Origin of the sequence: Pseudomonas capeferrum (genome assembly GCF_000731675.1) — a bacterium.
GTDB lineage: Bacteria > Pseudomonadota > Gammaproteobacteria > Pseudomonadales > Pseudomonadaceae > Aquipseudomonas > Aquipseudomonas capeferrum.
The window spans coordinates 537,168-560,416 of record NZ_JMIT01000001.1; the positions used below are offsets into that span (position 1 = coordinate 537,168).

A 23,249-nucleotide genomic window follows, 5' to 3' on the forward strand; every position below is an offset into this window, starting at 1 on the left:
GCTCAGCTGCCCAGCACCTTGGCCAGCATCTGGCACACCTGCTCGGCCGAGTACGGCTTGGCCAGGAAGGCAAAGCCCTGGTGGCCGCCTTCGGCAATCGCATCGCTGTAGCCCGAGGTGAGGATCACCGGCAGTTGCGGGCGTTGGCGCCGCAGTTCGCGGGCCAGCGCCAAGCCTCCCATGCCGGGCATGAGCACATCGGAAAACACGGCATCGAAATCGCCCGCCGGGCCGGCCAGCTGTGCCAGCGCCTCTTCCGCCGAGTTTGCCCAACTGATCCGGTAGCCGTGGTCCTCAAGGATCTGCGCGGTGAACGTGCAGAGATCGGGGTTGTCCTCCACCACCAGTATCCGCCCTCGCGCCTTGCCGACCTCGGGTTGGGTGGGGGCGGCGGTGACGTCGGCCGGTTCGGCAGGCGGGGCCTCTTGCGGCAGGTACAGGGTGAACGTTGTGCCTTCGCCCTCGACGCTGACCACGGCTACATCGCCACCGGACTGCTTGGCGAAACCGAACACCTGGGACAGGCCAAGCCCGGTCCCTTCACCGGGCGCCTTGGTGGTGAAGAAGGGGTCGAAAATGCGATCGAGCAACTGCGCGGCAATGCCGACGCCGCTGTCCACCACCGAAATGGCCGCAAAGGTGCCCGCCGGCGCCGGCTGGCCCCGTAGCGCCGGCATGTGCTGATCGGCCAACAGGCGCAGGCGCAAGGTGCCTTGGCCGGCCATGGCATCGCGGCCGTTGAGCATCAGGTTGATCACCGCCGTTTCCAGCTGGCTGAGGTCGGCGCGGATATGGCAAGGCGCGTCTGGCAGTTGCAGTTCCACCTTGATACGCGCCCCGGTGGCGGTATCGAGCATCTCGGCCATGGCCTCCAGGCGGGGCCCGGCCTCGAACACTTGCGGGCTCAATGCCTGCCGGCGGGCGAAGGCGAGCAACTGGCCGGTCAGTTTGGCGCCGCGGTCGACGGTGTCGGCCATGGTTTTCATGTAGCGTTCGCGACGGCTTTGCTCAAGGTCGGGGCGCTGCAGGAAGTGCAGCGACGAGCGAATGATGGTCAGCAGGTTGTTGAAGTCGTGCGCCACGCCACCGGTGAGCTGGCCGATGGCTTCGAGCTTTTGCGCCTGGCGCAACACGGCTTCGGTGTGCAGCAGTTGGCTGGTGCGTTGGTCGACGCGCTGTTCCAGCGTGGCATTGAGTGCCTCCAGCGCCGCCATTGCCTCGCGCACTTCGGCATGGGCCTGGACCCGCTGGATATGCGACCAGCAGCGCTCGGTCACCTCGCCGATCAAGCGCAGCTCGTAGCCGGTCCACACCCGGGGCGCCTTGTCGTGGATGGCCATCAGTGCGGTCAGGCGGCCGTCCTTGATCAGCGGCATGCAGATGGTCGCGGTGATGCCGATGGCCTGGAAGGTCGCCGCTTCTTCGGCGGCCAGTTCGCTGAGGTTGTCGTTGATCACCAGCGGCTCGCCAGCGCGCAATTGGCTGACTGCCAGGCGGCCGAAGTCGGCCAGGCGGTATTGGCCGATCAGCCGTGGTGAACCGGCTACCACGGCGTCGCCACAGATGTTGAAGCCATCCTGGTCGGCATCCATGACCGCGTAGGCGCAGCTGGAAAGCTGCAGGTGCTCAACCAGCATGCGCGTGGTGATGGCCATGATCCGCTCGGGGTCGGTGGCGTTGGCCACCTCCCGGCCCAGGCCGTCGAGGAAGTTGAGGCGCTGGCTGTTGACCACGCTGGTGGTAGTTTCGGTCACCGTGTCGAGCATGCCCAGCACGCTGCCGTCCTCGCCACGGATGGGGCTGTAGCAGAAGGTGAAATAGGCGCGCTCGGGGCCACCGTTGCGGTCGATGACCAGCGGGAAGTCTTCGATGAACACCGCTTCACCGGCCATGGCGCGACCGGCCATGGCGCCGATCTCGCCCCAGGCTTCCTGCCACACCTCGCTGAACGGGCGGCCCAGGGCCTGAGGCTTGCTGCCGAGAATCTCGGCGAAGGCGTCGTTGTACAGGGTAATCAGGTCATTGCCCCACAGCACTGCCTGCGGGAACCGCGAGCCCAGGCACAGGGCCACCGTCGTCTTGAGTGCACTGGGCCATGCCTGCAGCGGGCCAAGTGGGGTGCTGTGCCAATCATGCTGGCGGATGTGTTCGGCCATCAGCCCGCCGCCATCTAGCCATTTCGCCATGTGCTCTGCCGATCCTTACGCCTGGGAGCATAAGGGTGCACCGAGAATGGCCAATTGGCGAGGCCTTTATGTCGCCTGGTCCGGCCTTTTCGCGGGGCAAGCCCGCTCCCACAGGTGCCCCTCTGCATTCGGATTCAAAGGTGGCCTGTGGGAGCGGGCTTGCCCCGCGAAAAGGCCGGACCAGGCTCAGCGAATGAAGTGCACCTTGCCGGTATCGTCGTTGCCCATGTAGATGCCGTAGACCCCCGCCTGGCGCTCAAGAATGTAGCGCTCGAGAATCTGCCGGATCGCCGGGTAGTAGATTTCGTCCCAGGGGATTTCCCCCGGTTCGAAGAACTTGTAGGCCAGGGTCTCCGGCCCGAACTGCCCGGTCTCCTGGGTGGCGATGGCGCGGAAGATGATGTACACCTCGCTGATCTTGGCCACGCTGAAGATCGAATAGGGCGAGACGATTTCGGCGTGCACGCCGCTTTCTTCCCACACTTCCCGCAACGCCGCCTGCTCGGTGGTTTCGCCCGCTTCCATGAAGCCTGCAGGCAAGGTCCAGGTGCCAGGGCGCGGCGGGATGGCGCGCTGGCACAACAGGTACTTGCCATCGCGCTCGATGATGCAGCCGGCGATTATCTTCGGGTTGATGTAATGGATGTAGCCGCAGGCGGTGCAGCGCAGGCGTTCGTGGGTGTCGCCTGTGGGAACGCCCCGAGCCAGTTCCGTGGTGCAGTGCGGGCAGTAGCGCGGGGCGTTGGGCATGGTCAGCGGCCTATGCGGGGTTCTATACGGGGCTCTTTGAGGGCCAGGGGCTCGACCATGTCGCGCACCTTGGTGTTGTCATCCTGCTTCTGGCGCAGGTAGTCCAGGGCTACCTTGGCGGCAGCGCGGACGTGATCGACCGAGGCCTGGTGGGCAACCAGCGGGTCGCCGCCCTTGATCGCCTCGACGATCTTTTCCATCTCCCGGTTGCTGGCACCCCGGCGGTTCTCTTGCGAGACCGAGGTGGCACGCAGGTAGCTGATGCGTGCCTGCAACTGGCGCAGCTGCTGGGCGGCGACCTGGTTGCCGGAGCCTTCCAGCAGCACGTCGTAGAAGCCTTGCACCGAGTCGAGCACCTGTTGCAGCTCGCCTTCTTCCAGCGCTTCGCGGTTGACCTCCAGCGCGCGTTCCAGGGCGCGGATGTCCTTGGCCTTGGCATTGAGCGTGAACAGCTGGACGATCAGGCCTTCGAGCACGCAGCGCAGCTCGTAGATATCGCGGGCATCTTCCAGGGTAATGATTGCCACGCGCGGGCCTTTGGCATCGGCGAATTCGACCAGGCCTTCGGATTCCAGGTGGCGCAGCGCTTCTCGCACCGAGGTACGGCTGACCCCGAGGCGGTCGCAGAGGTCGCGTTCTACCAGGCGGTCACCCGGCAGCAGATGGAAGTTCATGATCGCGGCGCGCAGCTTGTCGAGCACGATTTCGCGCAGGGTAACGGGGTTGCGGTTGACCTTGAAGCTGTCGTCGAGTGGCTGGCGTTTCATCAGGTGCGCTCTTTATGAGGCTGTTGCGCCAACATCGCGGAGTGCCTGGAACCTTGGCACTCCTTGCAGTGGTTCGAACAGCCCGTTGTTAACGGGTTGACTCCGCATCGGCTTCGGCGAACGCTTCGCGGGCCAGGCGGAAACTGTCCACCGCCGCGGGTACGCCGCAATAAATGCCGACCTGGAGCAGGATCTCGCGAATCTGTTCACGGCTCAGCCCATTACGCAATGCGCCGCGGATATGCAGCTTGAGTTCGTGGGGCCGGTTGAGCGCGGAAATCATGGCCAAGTTTATCATGCTGCGCTCTTTGAGCGACAAGCCATCGCGGCCCCAGACATGGCCCCAGCAGTACTCGGTGACCAGCTCCTGCAGCGGTTTGGTGAACTCGTCGGCGTTCTGGATGGAACGGTTGACGTACTCCTCGCCCAGCACCTGGGTGCGGATCTGCAGGCCTTTCTCGTACTTTTCGTTGCTCATGCACTGTACTCCGGAAGAAAACAGGGGCCGCTACCGAGGGTGAGGCGATAGCGCGGCCCCTAAAAGCAGGACGGTCGGTGTCTGTCAGCCAAGTGGCGGCAGGGCGCCCAGCTTGCCCCGGTGATAAACCATCGGCGTCACCGGCGCAGCCGGCAGCACCAGGTTCTTCACCGCGCCGACGATGATCGCGTGGTCACCGCCGTCGTACTCGCGCCACAGTTCGCACTCGATGATCGCCGTGGCCTTGGCCAGCAACGGGTTGCCCAACTCGCTCAGGTGCCAGTCGATGCCTTTGGCTTTCTCCTTGCCCTTGCCGGCAAACGCATAAGCCTCGGCAGTCTGGTCGGCAGACAGCAGGTGAATGGCGAACTGTTTGCTGTCACGCAGGATCGGGTAGGTGTCGGAGGCGTAGTTGGGGCAGAACAGCACCAGCGCCGGCTCGATCGACAGCGCGCTGAACGCGCTGGCGGTGATGCCGACGATGCCGCCGTCGGCGTCCAGGGTGGTGACCACCGTAACGCCGGACGGGAACGAGCCCATCACGTCTTTGTAGATGCCTGGTTCGATCATCTCGTGCTACCTCTCAACGCATCACAAACGGGTCGGGCATGGGCGCGGTGGACAGGTTGATCCACACGGTCTTCAGCTCGGTATAGGCCAGCACCGAATCGATGCCGCTTTCACGGCCGTAGCCGCTGTTCTTGAAGCCGCCGATCGGCGCCATGGCCGATACCGCGCGGTAGGTGTTGACCCAGATGATGCCCGAGCGCACGTCGCGGGCCAGGCGGTGGGCGCGGCCCAGGTCGCGGGTCCAGATGCCGGCGGCGAGGCCGAACTGCGAGTCGTTGGCGATTTCCAGGGCTTCTTCCTCGGTCTTGAAGCGGATGACCGCAGCCACCGGGCCGAACACCTCTTCCTGCATGATGGTCATGGCGTTGCTGTCGCACTCGAACAGGGTCGGCTCGTAGAACCAGCCGTCACCCTCGACCTCGGCACGCTTGCCGCCCAGGTGCAGCTTGGCGCCTTCAGCCTTGGCTGCGGCGACCAGGCCTTCGACCACGGCCAGTTGCTGGGCGGTGGCCATCGGGCCCATTTCACTGGCCTCGTCCTGCGGGTTGCCGATGCGGATGCGCTTGGCACGCTCGACCAGGCGGGCGACGAATTCGTCGAAGATCTCGTCCTGCACCAGCAGGCGCGAACCGGCCACGCAGCTTTGCCCGGAGGCGGCATAGATGCCCGCCACGGCGCCGTTGATGGCGCTGTCCAGGTCGGCGTCGGCAAAGATGATGTTCGGCGACTTGCCGCCCAGCTCCAGCGACAGCTTGGCGAAGTTCTCGGCGCTGCTGCGCACCACGTGGCGGGCGGTGGCGGCGCCGCCGGTGAAGGCGATCTTGCGCACCAACGGGTGACGGGTCAGCGCCGCGCCGGTGCTTGGGCCGTAGCCGGTGACCACGTTGACCACGCCCGGCGGGAAGCCGGCCTCATGGGCCAGGCGGGCCAGTTCGAGGATGGTCGCCGAGGCATGTTCGGACGGCTTGAGCACGATGGTGTTGCCGGCGGCCAGGGCCGGGGCCAGCTTGATTGCGGTCAGGTACAGCGGGCTGTTCCACGGGATGATCCCGGCGACCACGCCGATCGGCTCGTGCACGGTGTAGGCGAACAGGTCCGGCTTGTCCAGCGGCAAGGTGCCGCCTTCGAGCTTGTCGGCAAGGCCTGCGGTGTAGTGGAAGAACTCTGGCAGGTAGCCGACCTGGCCGCGGGTTTCGCGGATCAGCTTGCCGTTGTCACGGCTTTCCAGCTGGGCCAGGCGCTCCTTGTTCTCGGCGATCAGGTCACCCAGGCGGCGCAGCAGCTTGCCGCGCGCGGTGGCGGTGATGCTGCGCCAGGCTTTGCTGTCGAACGCGCGCTGGGCGGCCTGCACGGCCAGTTCCACATCGGCTTCGTCGGCGTCGGGCAGTTGCGCCCAGGCCCGGGCGGTGGCCGGGTTGAGGCTGTCGAAGGTCTTGCCGCTCTGGGCATCGAGCCATTGGCCGTCGATGCACATCTGGAAACGTACGAGGGTCATGCAACAATCCCCTTGGCGGATTCGGTGAGGGTGCGGGCTTGCTTGAGGAAGTCCAACAGCATCTTGTTGACTTCACGCGGTGCTTCCACCGGCATCATATGCCGTTGCTCGGCGAGGACCACGCTGTGCGCGCCCGGAATGCTGGCGGCAAGCTGGCGGGTCATGGCCGGGGTGGAGCCCGAGTCGAGTTCGCCGGTGGCGATCAGTGTCGGCACCTGGATACTGCCCAGGTCGCTGGCGCGGTACATGTCCTGGGTGGCGAACAGCGAATAGGTGGTGTGGTAGCCCTGCGGGTCGTTGCTCGCCAGTACCTGGCGAATGGCGGCGACCTGGGCCGGGTTGGCGGCCTTGTATTCGCGGCTGAACCAGCGGTCGAGGGCGGCGTCGACGTTGGCGTCGGGGCCCAGTTCTGCAGCCTGGGCGGCGCGGGCGATTACCCCGGCACTTTGCTCGGGGGTGCGGTTGAACACACTGTTGAGCACCACCAGCGCCGCCAGCCGTTGCGGGTAGGCGAGGGCGAAGGCGCGGGCTACCAGGCCGCCCATGGAGAAGCCGATGACGGTTGCCTGGGCAATCTGCAGGTGGTCGAGCAGCTCGGCGAGTTGGGCGGCGTAGCCTTCCAGGCTGGTGTCGGCGGCTGGCAGCGCGCTCTGGCCGTGGCCGAGCATGTCATAGGCGATGACGCGGTAGTCGTTGGCCAGGCCAACGAACTGACCACCCCACATTTCTTTGTTAAGGCCCACGCCGTGGATCAGTACCACAGCCTGGCCCTGGCCTTGAACCAGGTAACTGGTCCCGGCCGGTGTGCGTTCAGCGACAGGCTGAATCATGGAGGGCGCTCCTTGAAGGTCGGGCGCGGCGGGTAAGCACGCCACGCCCCGGCCCGTCTTGGTTGTTGTTATTGAGCGTTGGCTTTTTCGGCAGCCAGTTCTTCCAGGTCGATGTAGCGGTTACCGATGCGCGGGTGCAGACGGCCACCGTCGGCGGCGCCCAGGACCACGACGATTTCGTCGGCACGTGGGGCGTCTTCGATCTGCATTTCCAGGGTGATGTAGTGCGAACGCAGGCCTTCGTCGTCCTTCTGCATCATCGGGATCTGGATCGAGGTGCCTGGGCCGCCGCGCTTGTTGGTGAAGCTCAGGTAGCTCTTGGCCTGCACCGCTTCGCGGTAGTGGTTGCCAAAGCGCAGGGTGTGGATCACGGCAGAGGCGTGCTCGATTTCGCCGTCGGCGCCGACCACTGCGGCTTTACCGTAGGCTTCGATCTTGTCGGCACCGCCGATGGCGGCAATCAGGCGCTCGACCATCAGCGCACCCAGCTCGGAGCAATTGGCGCGGATTTCCGGCTTCAGATCTTCAACAAAACCGCGACCTGCCCATGGGTTTTTGATCACCACAGCCAGGCCGACCATGGTCACCGGTTTGTCGGTGGCCTTGCCGCCTTCGATGCGGGTCTCTTCGGAGTAGGTGACGATCTTGCGGATTTCGAAACTCATGGGTGGCTCCTGGTGAGGGTTATCAGCTCTTGTTGTCTGATGGTATACCATAATATTTGTTGTGCAAGAGGGGGCTGGAAAAATCTCTTGCCGGGGGACGAAAGGCGTCTTGATCCCTTGATTTGCGCGGCATCTGTACCGGCCTAAAACTCAAAAAAATGCCCGCTCGCGAGGGCCACGAGGACCCCCGGGAGCGGGCTGATCCCGCAACTACTTCAGGCAAAGGGAATTCAGGCGAATGCCGGCACCACTTCGTTGATGAACAGCTCGAGCGACTTCTTCTTCTCGGCGTGGGGCAGGCTGTTGTCGCACCAGAAACTGAACTCGTCGACGCCCAGTTCCTGGTAGTACTTGATGCGCGCGATGATCTCTTCGGGTGTACCGATCATGGTGTTCTTGCGGATGTTCTCCAGCTGGAACGCCGGCACTTCGGCAAACTTCGACTCCGGGCTTGGCGCAAGGAAGCCATTGACCGGTACGGTCTTGTTGCCGAACCAGGCATCGAAGGTGCGGTAGAAGCGCGAAATGGCCTGGGCGCCGACCTTCCAGCCTTCAGGGTCGGATGGGCTGTGCACGTGGGTGTGGCGCAGCACCATCAGTTGCGGGCGTGGCACATCCGGGTTGTTGTCCAGGGCCGCCTGGAACTTGTTGCGCAGGTCCAGCACTTCTTCATCACCCTTCATCAACGGGGTGACCATGACGTTGCAGCCGTTGGCCACGGCGAAGTTGTGCGAGTCCGGGTCGCGGGCGGCGATCCACATCGGCGGTTCGGCGTTGAAAGGTTTCGGTACGCTGGTGGAGGTGGGGAACTTGTACACCTCGCCGTCGTGGGCGTAGTCGCCTTCCCACAGCTTGCGCACCACCGGCACCATTTCGCGCAGGGCCTTGCCGCCGTCGGTGGCGGGCATGCCATTGGCCATGCGATCGAACTCGAACTGGTAGGCGCCACGGGCCAGGCCCACTTCCATGCGGCCGTTGCTGATCACGTCGAGCAGGGCGCATTCGCCAGCCACGCGGATCGGGTTCCAGAACGGCGCGATGATGGTGCCGGCGCCCAGGCGAATCTTCTCGGTGCGCGCAGCGAGGTAGGCCAGCAGCGGCATCGGGCTAGGCGAGATGGTGTATTCCATGGCGTGGTGTTCGCCGATCCACACGGTGCTGAAACCGCCGTGCTCGGCCATCAGGGTCAGTTCGGTCAGGTCTTCGAACAGCTGGCGATGGCTGACCTGTTCATCCCAACGTTCCATGTGTACGAACAACGAAAATTTCATGGGGCTTTCCTCGGAGCTTGAAAGTCTCGCCTGGCGCACCAGGCGTCAGTAATAAGGCTAGGTGCTTCAGGCGAAGGCGGGCAGGCTGGCCATCTTGCCGCGGCAGTAGATCATCGGCTGCGGGGCTTGCTCGGGGACGATGAGGTTGTGCACTTTGCCGACCATGATGGCGTGGTCGCCACCTTCGTATTCACGCCACAGTTCGCATTCGATAATGGCGGTGGCATTGGCCAGCAACGGGTTGCCCAGGGCGCTGAGGGTCCACTCGATGCCGGTGGCCTTGTCCTTGCCCTTTTTCGCGAAGGCATAGGCTTCGGCTTGCTGTTCACCGGACAGCAGGTGAATGGCGAAGCGCTTTTGCTTGATCAGCACAGGGTAGGAGTCGGAGCTGTAGTTGGGGCAGAACAGCACCAGCGGCGGGTCCATCGATAACGAAGAGAAGGCGCTGGCGGTGAGGCCGACGATCGAGCCGTCGTCGTCCAGGGTGGTGATGACGGTGACGCCTGAGGGGAAGGAGCCCAGGACGTTCTTATAGACGGTTGCGTCGATCATGGCGTGTTCCTCGAAAGGGGTAGCGGTGGGCCGCTTTTTATCGTTGATGTGTCTGATGGTATACCGTAATACTCGATTTGCAAGCGGAATTTTCTAGCGCACAAAATTCGCGATGAATGGCGCAAAGCCGCGTGAATAGGGGGTTTGGCGAAAGCGAGACGGCCTGGGCGCGGCTGCTGAACCGGATCAGTTAAAGATTTTTAGACCGAATCAGTGTTGTCAAAAGTTTGGAATACCATAATATGGTCCGCAGCTGAGAGGCCGCCTAGACGCGGTTTCCTTACAACGATAAAAACGACCTTTCGAGCTGAAAACCATGTCCCAACCGTCATCGCAACACCAGTTTGTCGAGAATCACACGGTCGATTACGTTCCACCTGCCGAGCGCCATGGGAAGGCGCGCGACCTGTTCACCCTCTGGTTCAGCACCAACATTGCGCCACTGCCCATCGTCACCGGCGCCATGGTGGTCCAGGTGTTCCACCTGAACCTGTTGTGGGGCCTGGTCGCCATCGTGCTTGGCCATCTTGCCGGGGGCGTGGTCATCGCGCTGGCTTCTGCGCAGGGACCGCAGTTGGGCATTCCGCAGATGGTCCAGAGCCGCGGGCAGTTTGGCCGTTATGGTGCGTTGCTGATCGTGTTCTTCACGGCGCTGATCTACGTCGGCTTCTTCATTTCCAATATCGTGCTGGCGGGCAAGACCATCCACGGCATCGCCCCGAGCGTGCCGATGCCCGGTGCCATCGTCATCGGCGCCCTCAGCGCGACGGCCATCGGCGTGATCGGCTACCGCTTCATCCATATCCTCAACCGCATCGGTACCTGGGTCATGGGCTCGGCGCTGCTGGCCGGTTTCATCATGATGTTCGCCCAGGAGCTGCCGGCTGATTTCTTCAGCCGTGGGGCGTTCAACCTGTCCGGCTTCATCGCCACCGTGTCGCTGGGCACGATCTGGCAGATCAGCTTCTCGCCGTACACCTCGGACTACTCGCGCTACCTGCCGAAGGAAGTCGGCATTGCCAAGCCGTTCTGGGCGACCTACTTCGGCGCCACCCTGGGCACCATCCTGTGCTTCAGCTTTGGTGCAGTGGCGGTGCTGTGCGTGCCAGAAGGCACCGACGCGATGGACGCGGTCAAGCAAGCCACCGGCTGGCTGGGGCCGATCCTGATGGTGCTGTTCCTGCTCAACATCATCAGCCACAACGCGCTCAACCTGTATGGCGCGGTGCTGTCGATCGTCACGGCCATCCAGACCTTCTTCGCCAAGTGGACGCCGAGCATCAAGGTGCGGGTGGCCCTGGCCTCGGTAATTCTGCTGGGCTGTGGCCTGGTGGCGCTGAATGCATCGGCGGACTTCATCGGCCAGTTCATCGGCCTGATTCTGGCGCTGTTGCTGGTGCTGGTGCCGTGGGCCTCGATCAACCTGATCGACTTCTACCTGATCAAGAAGGGCCAGTACGACATCGCGTCTATCTTCAGTGCCGACGGCGGCATCTATGGCCGCTTCAACCACCACGCGATCATTGCCTATGCTTGCGGGATTGCGGTGCAGCTGCCGTTTGCCAATACCGCGCTGTATGTGGGGCCGTATTCGAACCTTGTCGAAGGGGCTGATTTGTCCTGGTTGATCGGCTTGCTGGTGACGGTGCCGCTGTATTACTGCCTGGCCACGCGAGGGCAGGCGGTCAATAGTGCGCGGGTTATCAGGGTCAATGACTGACAGTTGCAACGGGTGGCCGCCTTGCGGCCCATTCGCGGGGCAAGCCCGCTCCCACAGGATCACTCAAAAAACTGAATCAACCTGTGGGAGTGGGCTTGTCCCGCGAATGGGCTGCAAAGCAGCCCGGTTATTCCTGATCAGACTTTGAACTGCGCCACCATGCCATTCAGGTCCACTGCCAACTGCGACAAGTCCTGCGCCGCTGCACTGGTCTGGTTTGCCCCCGCCGATGTCTGCATCGCCAGGTCACGAATGTTCACCAGGTTACGGTCCACCTCGCGCGCCACCTGTGCCTGTTCTTCAGAGGCGCTGGCGATTACCAGGTTGCGCTGGTTGATCGAGGCGATGGCCTCGGCAATCACCTCCAGCGCCTGGCCCGCACCCTGCGCCACTTCCAGGGTACCCGCAGCGCGCCCTTGGCTGCTGTGCATGGCCGTCACCGCACGCTCGGTGCCGGTCTGGATGCCCACGATCATCTGCTCGATCTCTGCCGTCGACTGTTGGGTACGGTGGGCGAGGGCGCGTACTTCATCCGCCACCACCGCAAAGCCGCGGCCGGCCTCACCCGCGCGGGCGGCTTCGATGGCGGCATTGAGCGCCAGCAGGTTGGTTTGCCCGGCGATTGCGCCGATCACATCGAGCACCCGGCTGATCTCGTTGGCGTTGCTGGCCAGCTGTTCGATTTCGGCCGAGGTGCCGGTCACGTCGTCGACCAGGTGCTGGATCGACGCCAGCGCCTGGTTGACCTGGTCGCGGCCGTCACGGGTGGTGCGGTCGGCGCCTTTGGAGGCGTCAGCGGTACTCACTGCATTGTTGGCCACTTCTTCCACGGCGGCGGTCATCTGGTTGACTGCGGTGGCTGCCTGGTCAATTTCGGCGCTCTGCTGATGCAGGCCGCGGCTGGTGTCTTCGGTGACGGTATGCAGCTCTTCTGAGGCCGAGGCCAGTTGGTCGGACGAGGCGGCGATCTTGCGCAAGGTGTCGCGCAGGCTCTCTTGCATGCGGCCCAAGGCGCGCAGCAGCAGGGCAGGCTCGTCGCGGCCGGTGACATGGATGTTCTGGGTCAGGTCGCCGGTGGCCACGCGCTCGGCCACGGCCACGGCATCGGCCAGGGGCACCACGATGCTGCGGGTGAGCAGTGTGGCGATGGCGGCCAGTACCAGCATGATGACCAGCAATGAACCGATGATGGCGGTCAACGCCTGGTCAGCGACGTCGCTGCTGCGTTGCGAAGCCTCTTCGGCGCCCTTGCCGTTGTAGGCGATCAGCGCGGCCATGGCTTTCATCATGTTGTCGGCATGCTCGGAAAGCGGGCCGTTGATCTGCAGTTTGGCCTGGTCGAGGCGCCCGGCAGCGATGTCGCTGATGACCTGCGCCTGAAGACTGACGTATTGCTCGTGGGCGGTATTGAAGCGGTTGAACAGGGCGCGGTCATCGGTGGCGACGATGGTGTTGTCATAATCCTTCAGGCCGTCCTTGAGTTGCGCATTGATGCTTTTGAGCATGTCCAGACTGCGCGCACGCTCCAGGTCGGTTTCTTCCAGCGCTGCGCGCAGGGTGATGGCACGCGCTCGGCCGAGGTTGCTGCTGATTTCACTGAGGGCTACCACGGCCGGCATCCAGGTGACACGGATTTCATCCGTGGCCTCATCCATTTGCCGGGTTTCATAGAGGGCTATCATGCCCATGGCCAGTACCAATACGCCCAACAGGGCGAATACGCTGGCTGCGCGAATGCCGATCTTCATATTCCGTAATTGCATGGAATGCTCCTTGACGGTGGCGTGCAGGCGTCAAGAGCATGGACGGAAGGCCGGCTCACCAGGGGGGTGCCAGCTCTCGATGCGCTGCGGATTTAGTGTGTGTGCCTCACCCTCTTACGTTTTTATTTAAATGATGTCACAGTGCCATCATTATTGACCAGTCATTCAATGTAACGACGTGTGCGGGCAAATCCGTCGTTTACTGACGGTTTTGCCCGCAATCAGACGTCATACGATCGGGATCAACGGGTCGGCAGCGGCCAGTGCCTGCGCGCGGTCAGCGGCTGGCGGGTAGATCCATACCGAGTTGATCTGGCGTTTCAGCGCCTTGCCCTCCTGGCCGTGCAGCTTCAGCTCCCGTTCCCAGCCCTCGCTGTAGGCCGCGCCCCAGTCACCCAGGTCGAGGCAGGTGACATATTTGGGCTGGCGGTAGATAACAGGTTCGACGCCGAGCAGGTCGGCGGCCGCATTGTCCTTGATATCCCCACCCCCATCCGTTATAGATAAAAAGGAAACCATAAAGAAAAGAGGCCATTTCAGCCCCCATGCACGAGATCACACGTATCTTCCGCCCCTCAGGCCCCCATTTCGCGCCCTGCGCAGATGGATACGGGCCGACCTCAATGACGCCTTCTCCGCTTTCGAGCCTGTTCCACGTGTTGTCGATCCCGCCGGTCAAGCTTCTGCTGACCCAGATGCGCAAACGCCCCGTCCCTCCACCTGCACCGTAGCGCCTGAATTCCACCACCCCCGGCCTTTTGCCGTTCGGGGTTGGGGAGCCTTTGCATTTTTTCAGCGTTCAACTGTTCAGGAATCACTATGACTCTTCGTGTCGCAATCATCGGTGCCGGCCCGTCCGGCCTTGCGCAACTGCGTGCCTTCCAATCCGCCCATGCCCAGGGCGCACCCATGCCCGAAATCGTATGCTTCGAAAAGCAGGCCGACTGGGGCGGTATGTGGAACTACACCTGGCGCACCGGCCTCGACCAGCATGGCGAGCCGGTGCACGGCAGCATGTACCGCTACCTGTGGTCCAACGGCCCCAAGGAATGCCTGGAGTTCGCCGACTACAGCTTCGATGAGCATTTTGGCCGGCCGATTTCCTCGTACCCGCCGCGCGAGGTGCTGTGGGACTACATCCAAGGCCGCGTGAAGAAGGCCGGGGTGCGCGACTACATCCGCTTCAATACCGCAGTCAAAAACGTCAGCTTCGATGAAAACACCCGCGAGTTCACCGTGAGCGCCCACGACTACAGCGCGGGGCTTGGCATCGAGCAGGTGTTCGATTACGTGGTGGTGGCCAGCGGGCACTTCTCTACCCCACACGTGCCGGAGTTTGAAGGCTTCGAGCGGTTCACCGGGCGTATCCTGCACGCCCACGACTTTCGCGAAGCGATGGAATTCAACGGCCAGGACCTGCTCATTGTCGGCAGCAGCTACTCGGCCGAAGACATCGGCTCGCAGTGCTACAAGTACGGCGCGCGCTCGATCACCACGGCCTACCGCACCCAGCCGATGGGCTACAAATGGCCCAAGGGCTGGGAAGAGCGCCCGCAGTTGGTCCGCGTCGAGAACGACCTGGCGTTCTTCGCCGATGGCTCGAACAAGCGTGTGGATGCGATCATCCTGTGCACGGGCTACCAACATCACTTCCCGTTCCTGCCCGATGAACTCACCCTCAAGACCAACAACCGCCTGTGGCCAGCCGGACTGTACCAAGGCGTGGTGTGGGAGCAAAACCCGCAGTTGCTGTACCTGGGCATGCAGGACCTCTGGTACAGCTTCAACCTGTTCGACGCCCAGGCATGGTTTGCGCGCGACTACATGCTGGGGCGCATCAAGCTGCCGGCCAAGGCGGCCATGCAGGCCGACAGCGCGCGCTGGCGCGAGGATGAGGAGCAGCTGGTAACCACAGCTTCGATGTATGAGTTCCAGGGCCGATACATCAAGCACCTGATCGAGCAGACGGATTACCCGCGCTTCGACATCGATGCGGTCAACCGCATCTTCCTGCAATGGAAGACCGACAAGAAGCACGACATCATGGGCTACCGCGACAAATCATACCGCTCGGTGATTACCGGCACCAAAGCGGTACCACACCACACCCGCTGGATGCAGGCGATGGACGACTCGCTGCAGGAGTACCTGCGCGAAACGGATGGCAAGCAAGGCGAGGTGAAGGTGCTGCGCGGGTAGCTGCCGGAACGGCCAGCACGATCAGGATGCGTGCAAGCGGGGAAGTGTTTTGCCGCACCGACGCTCCCCGCGTATCATTTGCGACATGGTTGGTCGGAGATTGATATGTCGCTTTACAGTGCTGGCGTCGAATACGGCATCCATTGCCTGCTGTTTCTGGTAGGCGAGGGCAGTGAGAGCCGTGATTCCAGCGTGCGCGACCTGGCCGAGTTGCAGGGCGTGCCGCAGGAATACCTGGCCAAGGTTTTCACCAAGCTGGCACGTGCCGGGTTGGTGGCCGCCACCGAAGGCGTGCGCGGTGGTTTTCGCCTGGCGCGACCGGCGGCTGAAATCAACGTGCTGGATATCGTCAACGCCATCGACGGGCCGAAAAAGATTTTCGATTGCCGCGAGATTCGCGAACGCTGCACGCTGTTCGAGGGCTCGCCGCCCGCTTGGGCGACGGAAGGCACCTGTGCGATTCATGCCGTAACGCTGGGGGCGCAGAAGCGCATGGAAGAGGCGTTGGCGCAGCAGACTGTTCTGGCATTGGCAACGCGCTTCGGGCGCAAGGCACCGGCCGAGTTCGGGCAGCAGGTCGATGCCTGGATGGCCGAGCGGCGAGAGAGTAAAGGGGCTGGGGATATTGCGGTGGATCAGCTTTGATTTTGATTCCCACATTGGCGCCGGTGTCGAGGCCGGTGATGGCTTATCACGTCCAGGGCACCGCCGCCAATGTGGCGAAAGTTACACAGGCTCTTGCGCTGCTGTGTGGCGCAAAAAAACGCTGTGTGCATCATTGCTGGTCATACGTCTCATTATGGCTAAATGGGTCTGACGGTTATCGGAGTATGCATATTAAGCCGTGGCGGAGCGCCGTTAAATTGTCCATGATAACCTGATGCCGTAATTTGCACGGGCAAGCTTTGACTTCTGACAGTAATAACCCAATTGCCTTGGGCTTCGTTTGGGTATTTTTTATATCGCATGGATATAAAGCCACATGCGTCCTGCGAGGGATGCAAGCTATCAGCTGTTGGCCGGTGCAAGAAGCTGTATTCTGTATGTGGTATGTACGCGACCTGCCCTTTCCCGTGTTCTTCCAGTAAATTGTACTGTTCGTTTTCTTTTTTACTGAAGACGTGATAAACACGATAGTGCGTGTCATTTATCTGGTCCACAACAAAACTGCAGCCGCTGAAATTATCTGTGAATAGAGTGGTTGGCTCCGTGCCCGTGGGGTGAATCGGAATATCATAATGCCTGTTCTGAGGCACCCAGTACGCTGAAATGAGTTTGTTGTTGTCACTGGCTCGTTCAGTGCTCGTGGGTGTGACATTAATAAAATCGTGTAACGTATTGTTCCTTGGGGAATCAACCATAAAACGTCGCGTTTCAAACAATAAAATACCTGGCTCTCGGTCATTGCCCATCCACCTCGGATCTGACGGGAGTCTTGCATCAGCACCGATAGCGATCGGCAAGGCACTATTATCGGCCTCTTCAAAAGTTATAGGGAGTTTAAGTCGGATGGCGCCTTGACCCACATAATTAGGGTCGTAGGATAACTGTGGCTCGGGGTTGTACCCAGAACGGATGTCTTGATAAAGAGGAATGGTCCGTTCGCCTACGCCTCCCCTTAATTTAAGTACGGTCCAGTTTCCATTACTGTCTTTTACAATGTCGGTCGGCAAGTTGGTCACGGATGTGCCGTTTTTATCTGCCGGGACGGGTGAGCCATTTTTCCTGAAACCATTAATCCTTACCCATCTGCCATCGACATAGATATAGTCTTTGTTGGTGGTCAAGTTTCTGTAATAACCGCCGCCTTGATAGGTAATGCCTCTGAGCTCCAAATCGTCTGCAACAATTTTGGCTTCATGTGAAAAATTACCGTACAGTGGAGTTAATGGTTTGGGTGTTATGATGAAGTCGCGAGATCCCCTGCTGTCGATGGTTGTATTTTCTATTAATTTTTTTTCATCAATTAGATTTCCATATTTAGGTGTTGCAAGGTTGCCCAGATCTATAAAGTCCTTCATGATATTGCTAATGTCAAGAAGGTTGTCGTGTGTGATGGTACCTTGTTCAGTTACTTTGATAACTTCCTGAATCACAGTGCCAGCCATGGCTAATCCTGCAACTACCGGGCCCACTACAGGTGCTCGCATAAGCAGGATTTGTAAGATAAAGCCGATGGAGGTGCCGATATTATAGGCGATGGCAACACTTTCACGGTTGGAGGTGAAAGGCAGGGTAATGAGCGTTGCAAATACGCCCACAGGGTTTTTTAAAGCTTCGGCGGCTACATAAGCGGCTTTCGCCCAATTGAATGAACTGTATAAGGTGCCAATAAAATCCATTTCAGAAACGGTGGTTATTTTATCGTTGATTTTTTGAAAATCAGCTTCTGTATAGACAGCGTGAAGGGGTATCTCAGGATTTGCTTGTCGCTTGTATCGGCTGACTGTCAAAGTGCCATTTAGACGTGAAGTTGTCAGGCTGTCTGCTAATGGGTGATAGTAAAGATTGTTTCTCAGGTGCAATGGGATATGTCCTCTGACCTCAACCCAAACACCTTCATCGTTTTTAGGCGGCTCGAAAGCGCTGTATCGATATTCGGCAATGCGGAAACCTGCTTCGCTATCTTGTTTTGGATAATATTTGAGCCATAAGCTAACGACTTTGAAGTCGTGGCCCCATGTGCAGACATTGGATTTGCCCTTGTTGTATTTCGCGGCGATTTTGTGATCACCATTTTTCACAGTTAAGGATGCTTTCCACTTACCCTCGCTGTCCGAGGTGGTTAAAGCAAAGAAATGTATCTTTTTTTCCTTCCAGCCGTTATGGCATAGCCAAATACGTGTATTTGCTGGGGCGTTTCCTTTAAGGGTTATGTGTCGTCTGTTTATTTCGCTGTTTTTCAATGGGTGATAAATATGAATGTCAAGCGCGTATGGCTTGCTGCATCCATATGGAAGTGTCTCGCCGGCGCTTATTTCCTCCTCAGTATCCTCAGCCTCCTCGTCGATGATGTCGACTTCTTGCTGTTCGACGGTGCCCTCATTCAGTTCTGCGGCCTCATCGTGGCTTTCTAGCGGTAAGTCATCCGAATGCATGATGACGCTTTGTAAAATCATTTCTGTTTCAGGGTCAAGCTGTGCATGCTCGCATATGAGCGTGTGCAACGCGTCGTCCGTCGTTGATGTCGTGTCAACTATAACTTTGAGGTCGTTGAGGGTGTCGCAGAGTGTGTTGAATTTGTCGATAAACTTTTTATTTCCAGTCACGATGAGATTTTTGTCAGGCGATATGCCAACATTTAGGACTGAGATTTTTGCCATTGGTTCATTGGGTAGAAAGATGTGCGTACTTAAGATGGATGGTGCAGAGGCTATAAATAGTCCTTCCAAATCGTTTTTTACGAAGTCATCAAAATGAAATGGCTTTTCATTAAAGCTGTGCGTTTTTTTCAGGTCTACTGATATGGTTTTTTTGTTGGTGTCGTTAAATATTTTTATTTTTCCTGTCTTCCAGTTGATCTCTTTGATGGTGCCCTGTTCCAAGACAGGGTTGATAGTGTTTTCAGCTTTTATCCATAGCCTCACATGACTATCTTTTGCGAAATCGCTCACGTTAAGGCTTTCATTCCCACTATGGGAAGGGCCGAACTGCTGATAAAGTTCCATGGGGTATCCTCAGTTTATGCATTTATCCTGGTAGCTGACGGCCGTATCCATAACGGGGCTGCGCCGGAATTATGCAGGCGGGCCATCGGCGAGACTTATACTGCGTAAGCCATTGCTCATGTATGACGATCTTCCGTTAATACCGCTTTGCGTTTGGTACGTTTGTCCTGCTTTTGACCGGGCGACCGGCGCCCGTGTTGATGGACGTTGTTCTATCTTCCAGCGTGGATTTTTTCTGAGGTCTTCAGGCTTGATTATGCAGGCACACTAATCCTATTGAAACTGGTAAAAATGTCAGGTCATAGGGGCAATTCAAATCTCAGTAAACCACTCGTCGTCCCTCGGGTATTTTGGCTTGTGAAGCCTCAGCAACGCTCTAGCTTGCGGCCACGGCTCTCCAGACACACCTCAAACCAATAGAGGCGTGCGCCCATACTGCCGAGTTCTGTATTAGGCTCTGCACGAAAAGTTTTGTGGGAGCGGCGGTGCGGCGATCCGACTTGTCCCGCGATGGAGTGCGAAGCGCTCCTGTACCCGATATCAAATGGTGTCAAAGAAGCCGCGAACTCAGGCTTTGCTGCCGCGTTGCGGCAGATCGCGGGGCAAGTCGGATCGCCGCACCGCCGCTCCCACAACGATGAATGACCCTACTTTTAGTACAGAACCTAAATCCCGCAAATCCAATTACTGCCGTTTAAATGTAAGGGATCCATCATCCCCACATTCCAAGCGTCCACCGGATGCCCGATGCTGCGCTCCCGATTTCTTTCTGGAGCCCGCCCGCCATGATGCGACCCGACAGCAAAGTCGAAAAGGTGTACCTCTATCCCAAGCCCGTAGACTTCCGAAAGTCCATCGACGGCCTCACCGCGCTGGTCGAGTTGGATATCAAGGTCGCCGTGTTCGACCCCGTACTGTTCGTTTTCCTCAATAAAGCTCGCAATCGCATCAAGGTGTTGTATTGGGAGCGCAACGGCTTCTGTCTTTGGCTCAAACGCCTCGAAGCCGAACGTTTCAAAACCTCCCCCGACGCCAGCGACGAAGCGATTGTCCTGACCGTCCAAGAACTGAACTGGCTACTCGACGGTTTCGACCTCTGGCGCAACCGTCCGCATCAGGTTCTGACGCCCCGTTTCGTCGCCTGACCCGGTAATCCGGGCCATGATTTCAGTGCCCGAACCTCCCGGATGACCCTGTTCTGCTCAAGCAAATGCTGCTTGAGAGTTACGCTGCTCGTGCGTGTGAGCAATCGGCTGCCCGTGTGCGCGCGCAGGAGGTCAAGGAGGCTTATGCGACACACATCGACGACCTGAAAGAGCAGATCAAGTTATGGATAGGTGGGGTTCATGGATCGCACTCCCTCATGCAGGACGCAAGCGTGGGTTATGTATTTGTGCGTCTCCGCGAAATTACCCAGCAAAATCCGCAGGGGCTTGTCGACTTGCCAGAGGTCGACGGTACCTTCGGCTTCGATATCGCCATCGACTGCAGTGTGGGTACCCAGGCGCACGTATTTACCTAGTTCTGACGCCTCCAGTTGTTCGCGGAAATAGGCGGACGATGCTTCCTTCGTGGTGTGTTCCCCGAATTTAAAGCTCAACCTTGGGCCTACTGGCATACCGGTCTCATCATCATGGACAAAGAGCAAACGTTCAGTGGTGGCATCCCTGCTGTCCAGCTTCAAGTGCGTGTTGCAGCGGCGCCAACCGATATTGCTCTGATCGGTCGCGGGCAATTCGGGTTTCTGGCCGCCCGCAGGTTTTTCAGTGCTCGGCTCTATTTTTATGCGCCCATACTCGTCGGCAACAAACTTCCACTCATCGGCCTGATAGGAGTCACCCATCAGGCGCTTTTGAACGCGTTCTGATATTCCTCTACGGTGTCCTCGTTGATACCGTCGGGGAGTGCCGAAGTGTCGCCTACATAATAGTAAAAACTGATAGAGCCTTGAAAAGGAATAGCGCGGTCCCCTGCGCGGATAGACTGTTGCTCCTCAATGGCGCGGTGAACAAGGGCGTTGTCGGCGTAAGCAGGGAGGTTGGTGAGGCTTTCTGTCGCCTTGAGCTGGTACTCGCCGACCCATGTTCTGTTATACGGTATACTGCCGTAGCCATAATAAATATTTAAATTTTTATTTGACGGAGCAAACTCTATAAGGAAGGGGTTAGGTGATAACTTATTTATCCCCGGACTTGGGCGTGCAACTTTGATCCAGCCTGCATCTAGAAGTGATCGTAACGCCATGCCGGCGCGTAGCCGCATGCTGCCGAGCCCGGGAATATTGTTTATGTCTGACCATGCTATTCTTTCGGACTTGCCATCGATCTCTACGGTGACTGAGGTTTCACCGCCCGTGACCCATATGCACTTTTTCCCATCAATTTCAAGCGCGTCACCCTTTTTATAATATTTCTCTACCGTGTCCCTGGTGAAGCTTGTCGTTGGCTTACTTGAAGAGGTCATGGGCTTTCATCCTGGTCGAGATAAAAAGTTCAAGTTGCCGCGCGCACATGTCGTGTTCGCCGCACGGGCGGGACGATTCGTTGGTTTGCTGAGAAAGGCTATGGCCGGCCCGGATGACACACAACTGGTAAAAATGTCAGTGGCAATAAGTTAAATAAGCGCTACATCCGGCCGCCGGCAATCGCCCATCTATCGATGGGCGTAGACGCGCTTTGATTGCCAAGCGCGATGTATCGAGTTCGAACATGCAGCGCAGCAGGTCCGTCCCGACCTGGCGCAGTGATAGGGCCTGTACGTTCAGCGGCTCACGTGTTGCCGCCGATAGGCCCCCGGCTGCTGGCCCACCGCCTTGGCAAAGGCCCGGGTAAACGCCGCCACCGATTGGTACCCCACCTGCGCGCCCACTTGCTCCACGGTATTGCCCGCCCGTAGCAGCTGACTGGCATGGCGCATGCGCAGCGCCAGCAGCACTTGCCCCGGAGATTGCCCGGCCAGTTCATTGAAACGCTTGAAAAACGCCGACCGCGACAAGCCGGTGCAGGCGGCCATGCTCTCCAGTGTCCAGGCTTGCCCCGGTTGCTCGATCAACTGTTCCAGCAGCCCGGCAAACGCCGGCTGGCGGGCGAGGGCGACCAGCCCGCCCAGTGACTGCCCGACATTGACCTGCTGGCGCAGCACGTACAGGAACAACAGGTGCGTCAGCCGCTCCAGCAACGTCTGTGACGGGCCGGCGGTGCGCCGACATTCTTCCAGAATCAGCTCGAACAGCGCCCGCGCTGCACTGCCGGCGGGGTCTTCGGCGCGCAGCAGGATCCAGTCGGCGAGGCCTTCGACAATCAGTGAAGAAAGGCCGGACTGGAAATGGAAGAAGCCACAAACCAGCCCGACGCCGTCGCGGGCTTCGCTATCCAGTGCCTGCATGGCCTGACGCGGTTGGGCGCAGGCGTCGACCGGGTCCTGCTCGCTGGAGAAGCGATAGGCAAGGTCGCGCAACAGGAATACTGCATCTCCCTTCTTCAGGCGCACCGGTTGCGGCTGACCGTCGATGTGCAGCCAGCAATATCCTTGCACCACCAAGTGGAAGCTGGCGCGGCCCATACCCTGGGTGCTGGCGTGCCAGCCACCGCAATAGCGGCCGACATGAAACAGGCTGGCATCGAGCTCCAGGCCTTCTAATAACCAATCGACAAGGGGGCTGGACGAAATCATCTAATGCAAAGACTCAGGAGCAAGGAAAGGCGACTGATGAATATGGAGGCGAATTCTTATAACCAACAGACTGTAAGGACACCCACCACAGGAGACCACTCCATGTCCTCGCGCATTACTTTACACACGCTGCAGAGCGCCCCGGAAGCGGCCCGTCCATTCCTCGAGAACGCTCAGAAGAATTCTGGCTTCATCCCCAACCTGCTAGGCGTGCTGGCCAACGCCCCGGCCGCCCTGGAAACGTACGTGACCGTGTCGGCGCTCAATGGCAAGTCGGAGCTGACCCTGGCCGAGCGAGAGGTGGTGCAGCTGATTGCCGCTACCCAGCATGGCTGTGATTTCTGCGTCGCCGGTCACACTGCGGTGGCCCTGAACAAGGCCAAGCTGCCCCAGGCCGTGGTCGACGCGCTGCGCGCCCGTGGCGAACTGCCCGATGCCCGCTACGAAACCCTGGCCGCGTTTGCCCGTGAAGTGATCGCCACCCGTGGCAACGTCAGCGAGCCCACCTACCAGGCATTTCGCGATGCCGGCTTCAGCGAAGGCAATGCCCTGGAGGTGATTCTTGGCGTGAGCCTCGCAACCTTGTGCAACTTTGCTAATGTCTTCGCCCAGACACCGCTCAACGACGAACTCAGCAAGTACCGCTGGCAGCCGTCTGCGTAA

Annotated in this window: 20 protein-coding genes and 1 pseudogene; 5 read left to right on the forward strand and 16 right to left on the reverse strand. The window is 59.7% G+C overall.

What is annotated here, in order from left to right; translation table 11 throughout:
- Positions 1-2: 2 nt before the first annotated feature.
- The 10 genes from PC358_RS02575 to PC358_RS02620 all read right to left on the reverse strand — a co-directional run bounded on the left by PC358_RS02575 (position 3) and on the right by PC358_RS02620 (position 9,564).
- A complete protein-coding gene (locus PC358_RS02575) occupies positions 3-2,186 on the reverse strand; it encodes a GAF domain-containing hybrid sensor histidine kinase/response regulator (protein ID WP_033697317.1) in 2,184 nt (727 codons plus the stop codon).
- 186 nt (positions 2,187-2,372) lie between these two features.
- The gene (locus PC358_RS02580) at positions 2,373-2,936 is read right to left on the reverse strand and encodes an NUDIX hydrolase (protein ID WP_033697318.1); all 564 of its coding nucleotides are present in this window, start codon (positions 2,934-2,936) and stop codon (positions 2,373-2,375) included.
- Positions 2,937-2,938: 2 nt separating this feature from the next.
- Positions 2,939-3,703, reverse strand: a complete 765-nt coding sequence (locus tag PC358_RS02585; protein ID WP_033697319.1) for a GntR family transcriptional regulator — start codon at positions 3,701-3,703, stop codon at positions 2,939-2,941.
- Between the two features lie 88 nt (positions 3,704-3,791).
- A complete protein-coding gene (locus tag PC358_RS02590) occupies positions 3,792-4,181 on the reverse strand; it encodes a carboxymuconolactone decarboxylase family protein (RefSeq protein WP_033697320.1) in 390 nt (129 codons plus the stop codon).
- An 84-nt stretch (positions 4,182-4,265) separates the two neighbouring features.
- A complete protein-coding gene (locus PC358_RS02595; protein WP_033697321.1) occupies positions 4,266-4,751 on the reverse strand; it encodes a flavin reductase family protein in 486 nt (161 codons plus the stop codon).
- A gap of 13 nt (positions 4,752-4,764) precedes the next feature.
- Positions 4,765-6,246, reverse strand: coding sequence for an aldehyde dehydrogenase (locus tag PC358_RS02600; RefSeq protein ID WP_033697322.1), 1,482 nt, complete (start codon positions 6,244-6,246; stop codon positions 4,765-4,767).
- Complete coding sequence (locus PC358_RS02605; RefSeq protein WP_033697323.1) at positions 6,243-7,076, reverse strand: alpha/beta fold hydrolase; 834 nt, start codon at positions 7,074-7,076, stop codon at positions 6,243-6,245. Before PC358_RS02605 ends, PC358_RS02600 begins: the two co-directional genes overlap by 4 nt.
- Before the next feature lie 68 nt (positions 7,077-7,144).
- Entirely contained in the window at positions 7,145-7,741 is a 597-nt protein-coding gene (locus PC358_RS02610; protein ID WP_033697324.1) for an amino acid synthesis family protein, read from the reverse strand.
- 230 nt (positions 7,742-7,971) lie between these two features.
- Positions 7,972-9,012: an LLM class flavin-dependent oxidoreductase gene (locus tag PC358_RS02615; protein ID WP_033697325.1), complete on the reverse strand. Its 1,041-nt coding sequence runs from the start codon at positions 9,010-9,012 to the stop codon at positions 7,972-7,974.
- Positions 9,013-9,078: 66 nt separating this feature from the next.
- Entirely contained in the window at positions 9,079-9,564 is a 486-nt protein-coding gene (locus PC358_RS02620) for a flavin reductase family protein (protein ID WP_033697327.1), read from the reverse strand.
- Positions 9,565-9,880: 316 nt separating this feature from the next.
- Here PC358_RS02620 and PC358_RS02625 point away from each other — a divergent pair, with 316 nt between their 5' ends.
- Complete coding sequence (locus PC358_RS02625) at positions 9,881-11,284, forward strand: purine-cytosine permease family protein (RefSeq protein WP_033697329.1); 1,404 nt, start codon at positions 9,881-9,883, stop codon at positions 11,282-11,284.
- 137 nt (positions 11,285-11,421) lie between these two features.
- Here the strand turns inward: PC358_RS02625 and PC358_RS02630 are convergent, their stop codons facing one another.
- Positions 11,422-13,047, reverse strand: a complete 1,626-nt coding sequence (locus PC358_RS02630; RefSeq protein ID WP_033697330.1) for a methyl-accepting chemotaxis protein — start codon at positions 13,045-13,047, stop codon at positions 11,422-11,424.
- Positions 13,048-13,275: 228 nt separating this feature from the next.
- Positions 13,276-13,521: pseudogene (locus PC358_RS02635) on the reverse strand (NAD(P)/FAD-dependent oxidoreductase); the annotation flags it as partial.
- Between the two features lie 345 nt (positions 13,522-13,866).
- On the opposite strand from PC358_RS02635, the gene PC358_RS02640 reads away from it, so the two are divergent.
- Both PC358_RS02640 and PC358_RS02645 read left to right on the forward strand, forming a co-directional pair.
- Positions 13,867-15,246 (forward strand): NAD(P)-binding domain-containing protein, encoded by a 1,380-nt coding sequence (locus PC358_RS02640; protein ID WP_033697334.1) that lies wholly within the window; start codon positions 13,867-13,869, stop codon positions 15,244-15,246.
- Between the two features lie 105 nt (positions 15,247-15,351).
- Positions 15,352-15,891 (forward strand): RrF2 family transcriptional regulator, encoded by a 540-nt coding sequence (locus PC358_RS02645; protein ID WP_033697335.1) that lies wholly within the window; start codon positions 15,352-15,354, stop codon positions 15,889-15,891.
- Positions 15,892-16,049: 158 nt separating this feature from the next.
- On the opposite strand, the gene PC358_RS27665 is transcribed toward PC358_RS02645, so the two are convergent.
- Positions 16,050-18,914, reverse strand: coding sequence for a hypothetical protein (locus tag PC358_RS27665; protein WP_156056737.1), 2,865 nt, complete (start codon positions 18,912-18,914; stop codon positions 16,050-16,052).
- 785 nt (positions 18,915-19,699) lie between these two features.
- Here PC358_RS27665 and tnpB point away from each other — a divergent pair.
- Entirely contained in the window at positions 19,700-20,059 is a 360-nt protein-coding gene (tnpB, locus tag PC358_RS02650; RefSeq protein ID WP_033697337.1) for an IS66 family insertion sequence element accessory protein TnpB, read from the forward strand.
- 182 nt (positions 20,060-20,241) lie between these two features.
- Here the strand turns inward: tnpB and PC358_RS27835 are convergent, their stop codons facing one another.
- The 3 genes from PC358_RS27835 to PC358_RS02665 all read right to left on the reverse strand — a co-directional run bounded on the left by PC358_RS27835 (position 20,242) and on the right by PC358_RS02665 (position 22,586).
- Positions 20,242-20,757 carry a hypothetical protein gene (locus tag PC358_RS27835; RefSeq protein WP_033697338.1) on the reverse strand — a complete coding sequence of 172 codons (516 nt, stop codon included), beginning with the start codon at positions 20,755-20,757 and terminating at the stop codon, positions 20,242-20,244.
- Positions 20,757-21,377 carry a hypothetical protein gene (locus PC358_RS02660; RefSeq protein WP_033697340.1) on the reverse strand — a complete coding sequence of 207 codons (621 nt, stop codon included), beginning with the start codon at positions 21,375-21,377 and terminating at the stop codon, positions 20,757-20,759. The genes PC358_RS27835 and PC358_RS02660 overlap by 1 nt, the downstream gene beginning before the upstream one ends.
- Positions 21,378-21,674: 297 nt before the next feature.
- Entirely contained in the window at positions 21,675-22,586 is a 912-nt protein-coding gene (locus tag PC358_RS02665) for an AraC family transcriptional regulator (RefSeq protein ID WP_033697341.1), read from the reverse strand.
- A gap of 102 nt (positions 22,587-22,688) precedes the next feature.
- On the opposite strand from PC358_RS02665, the gene PC358_RS02670 reads away from it, so the two are divergent.
- The gene (locus PC358_RS02670) at positions 22,689-23,249 is read left to right on the forward strand and encodes a carboxymuconolactone decarboxylase family protein (protein ID WP_033697343.1); all 561 of its coding nucleotides are present in this window, start codon (positions 22,689-22,691) and stop codon (positions 23,247-23,249) included.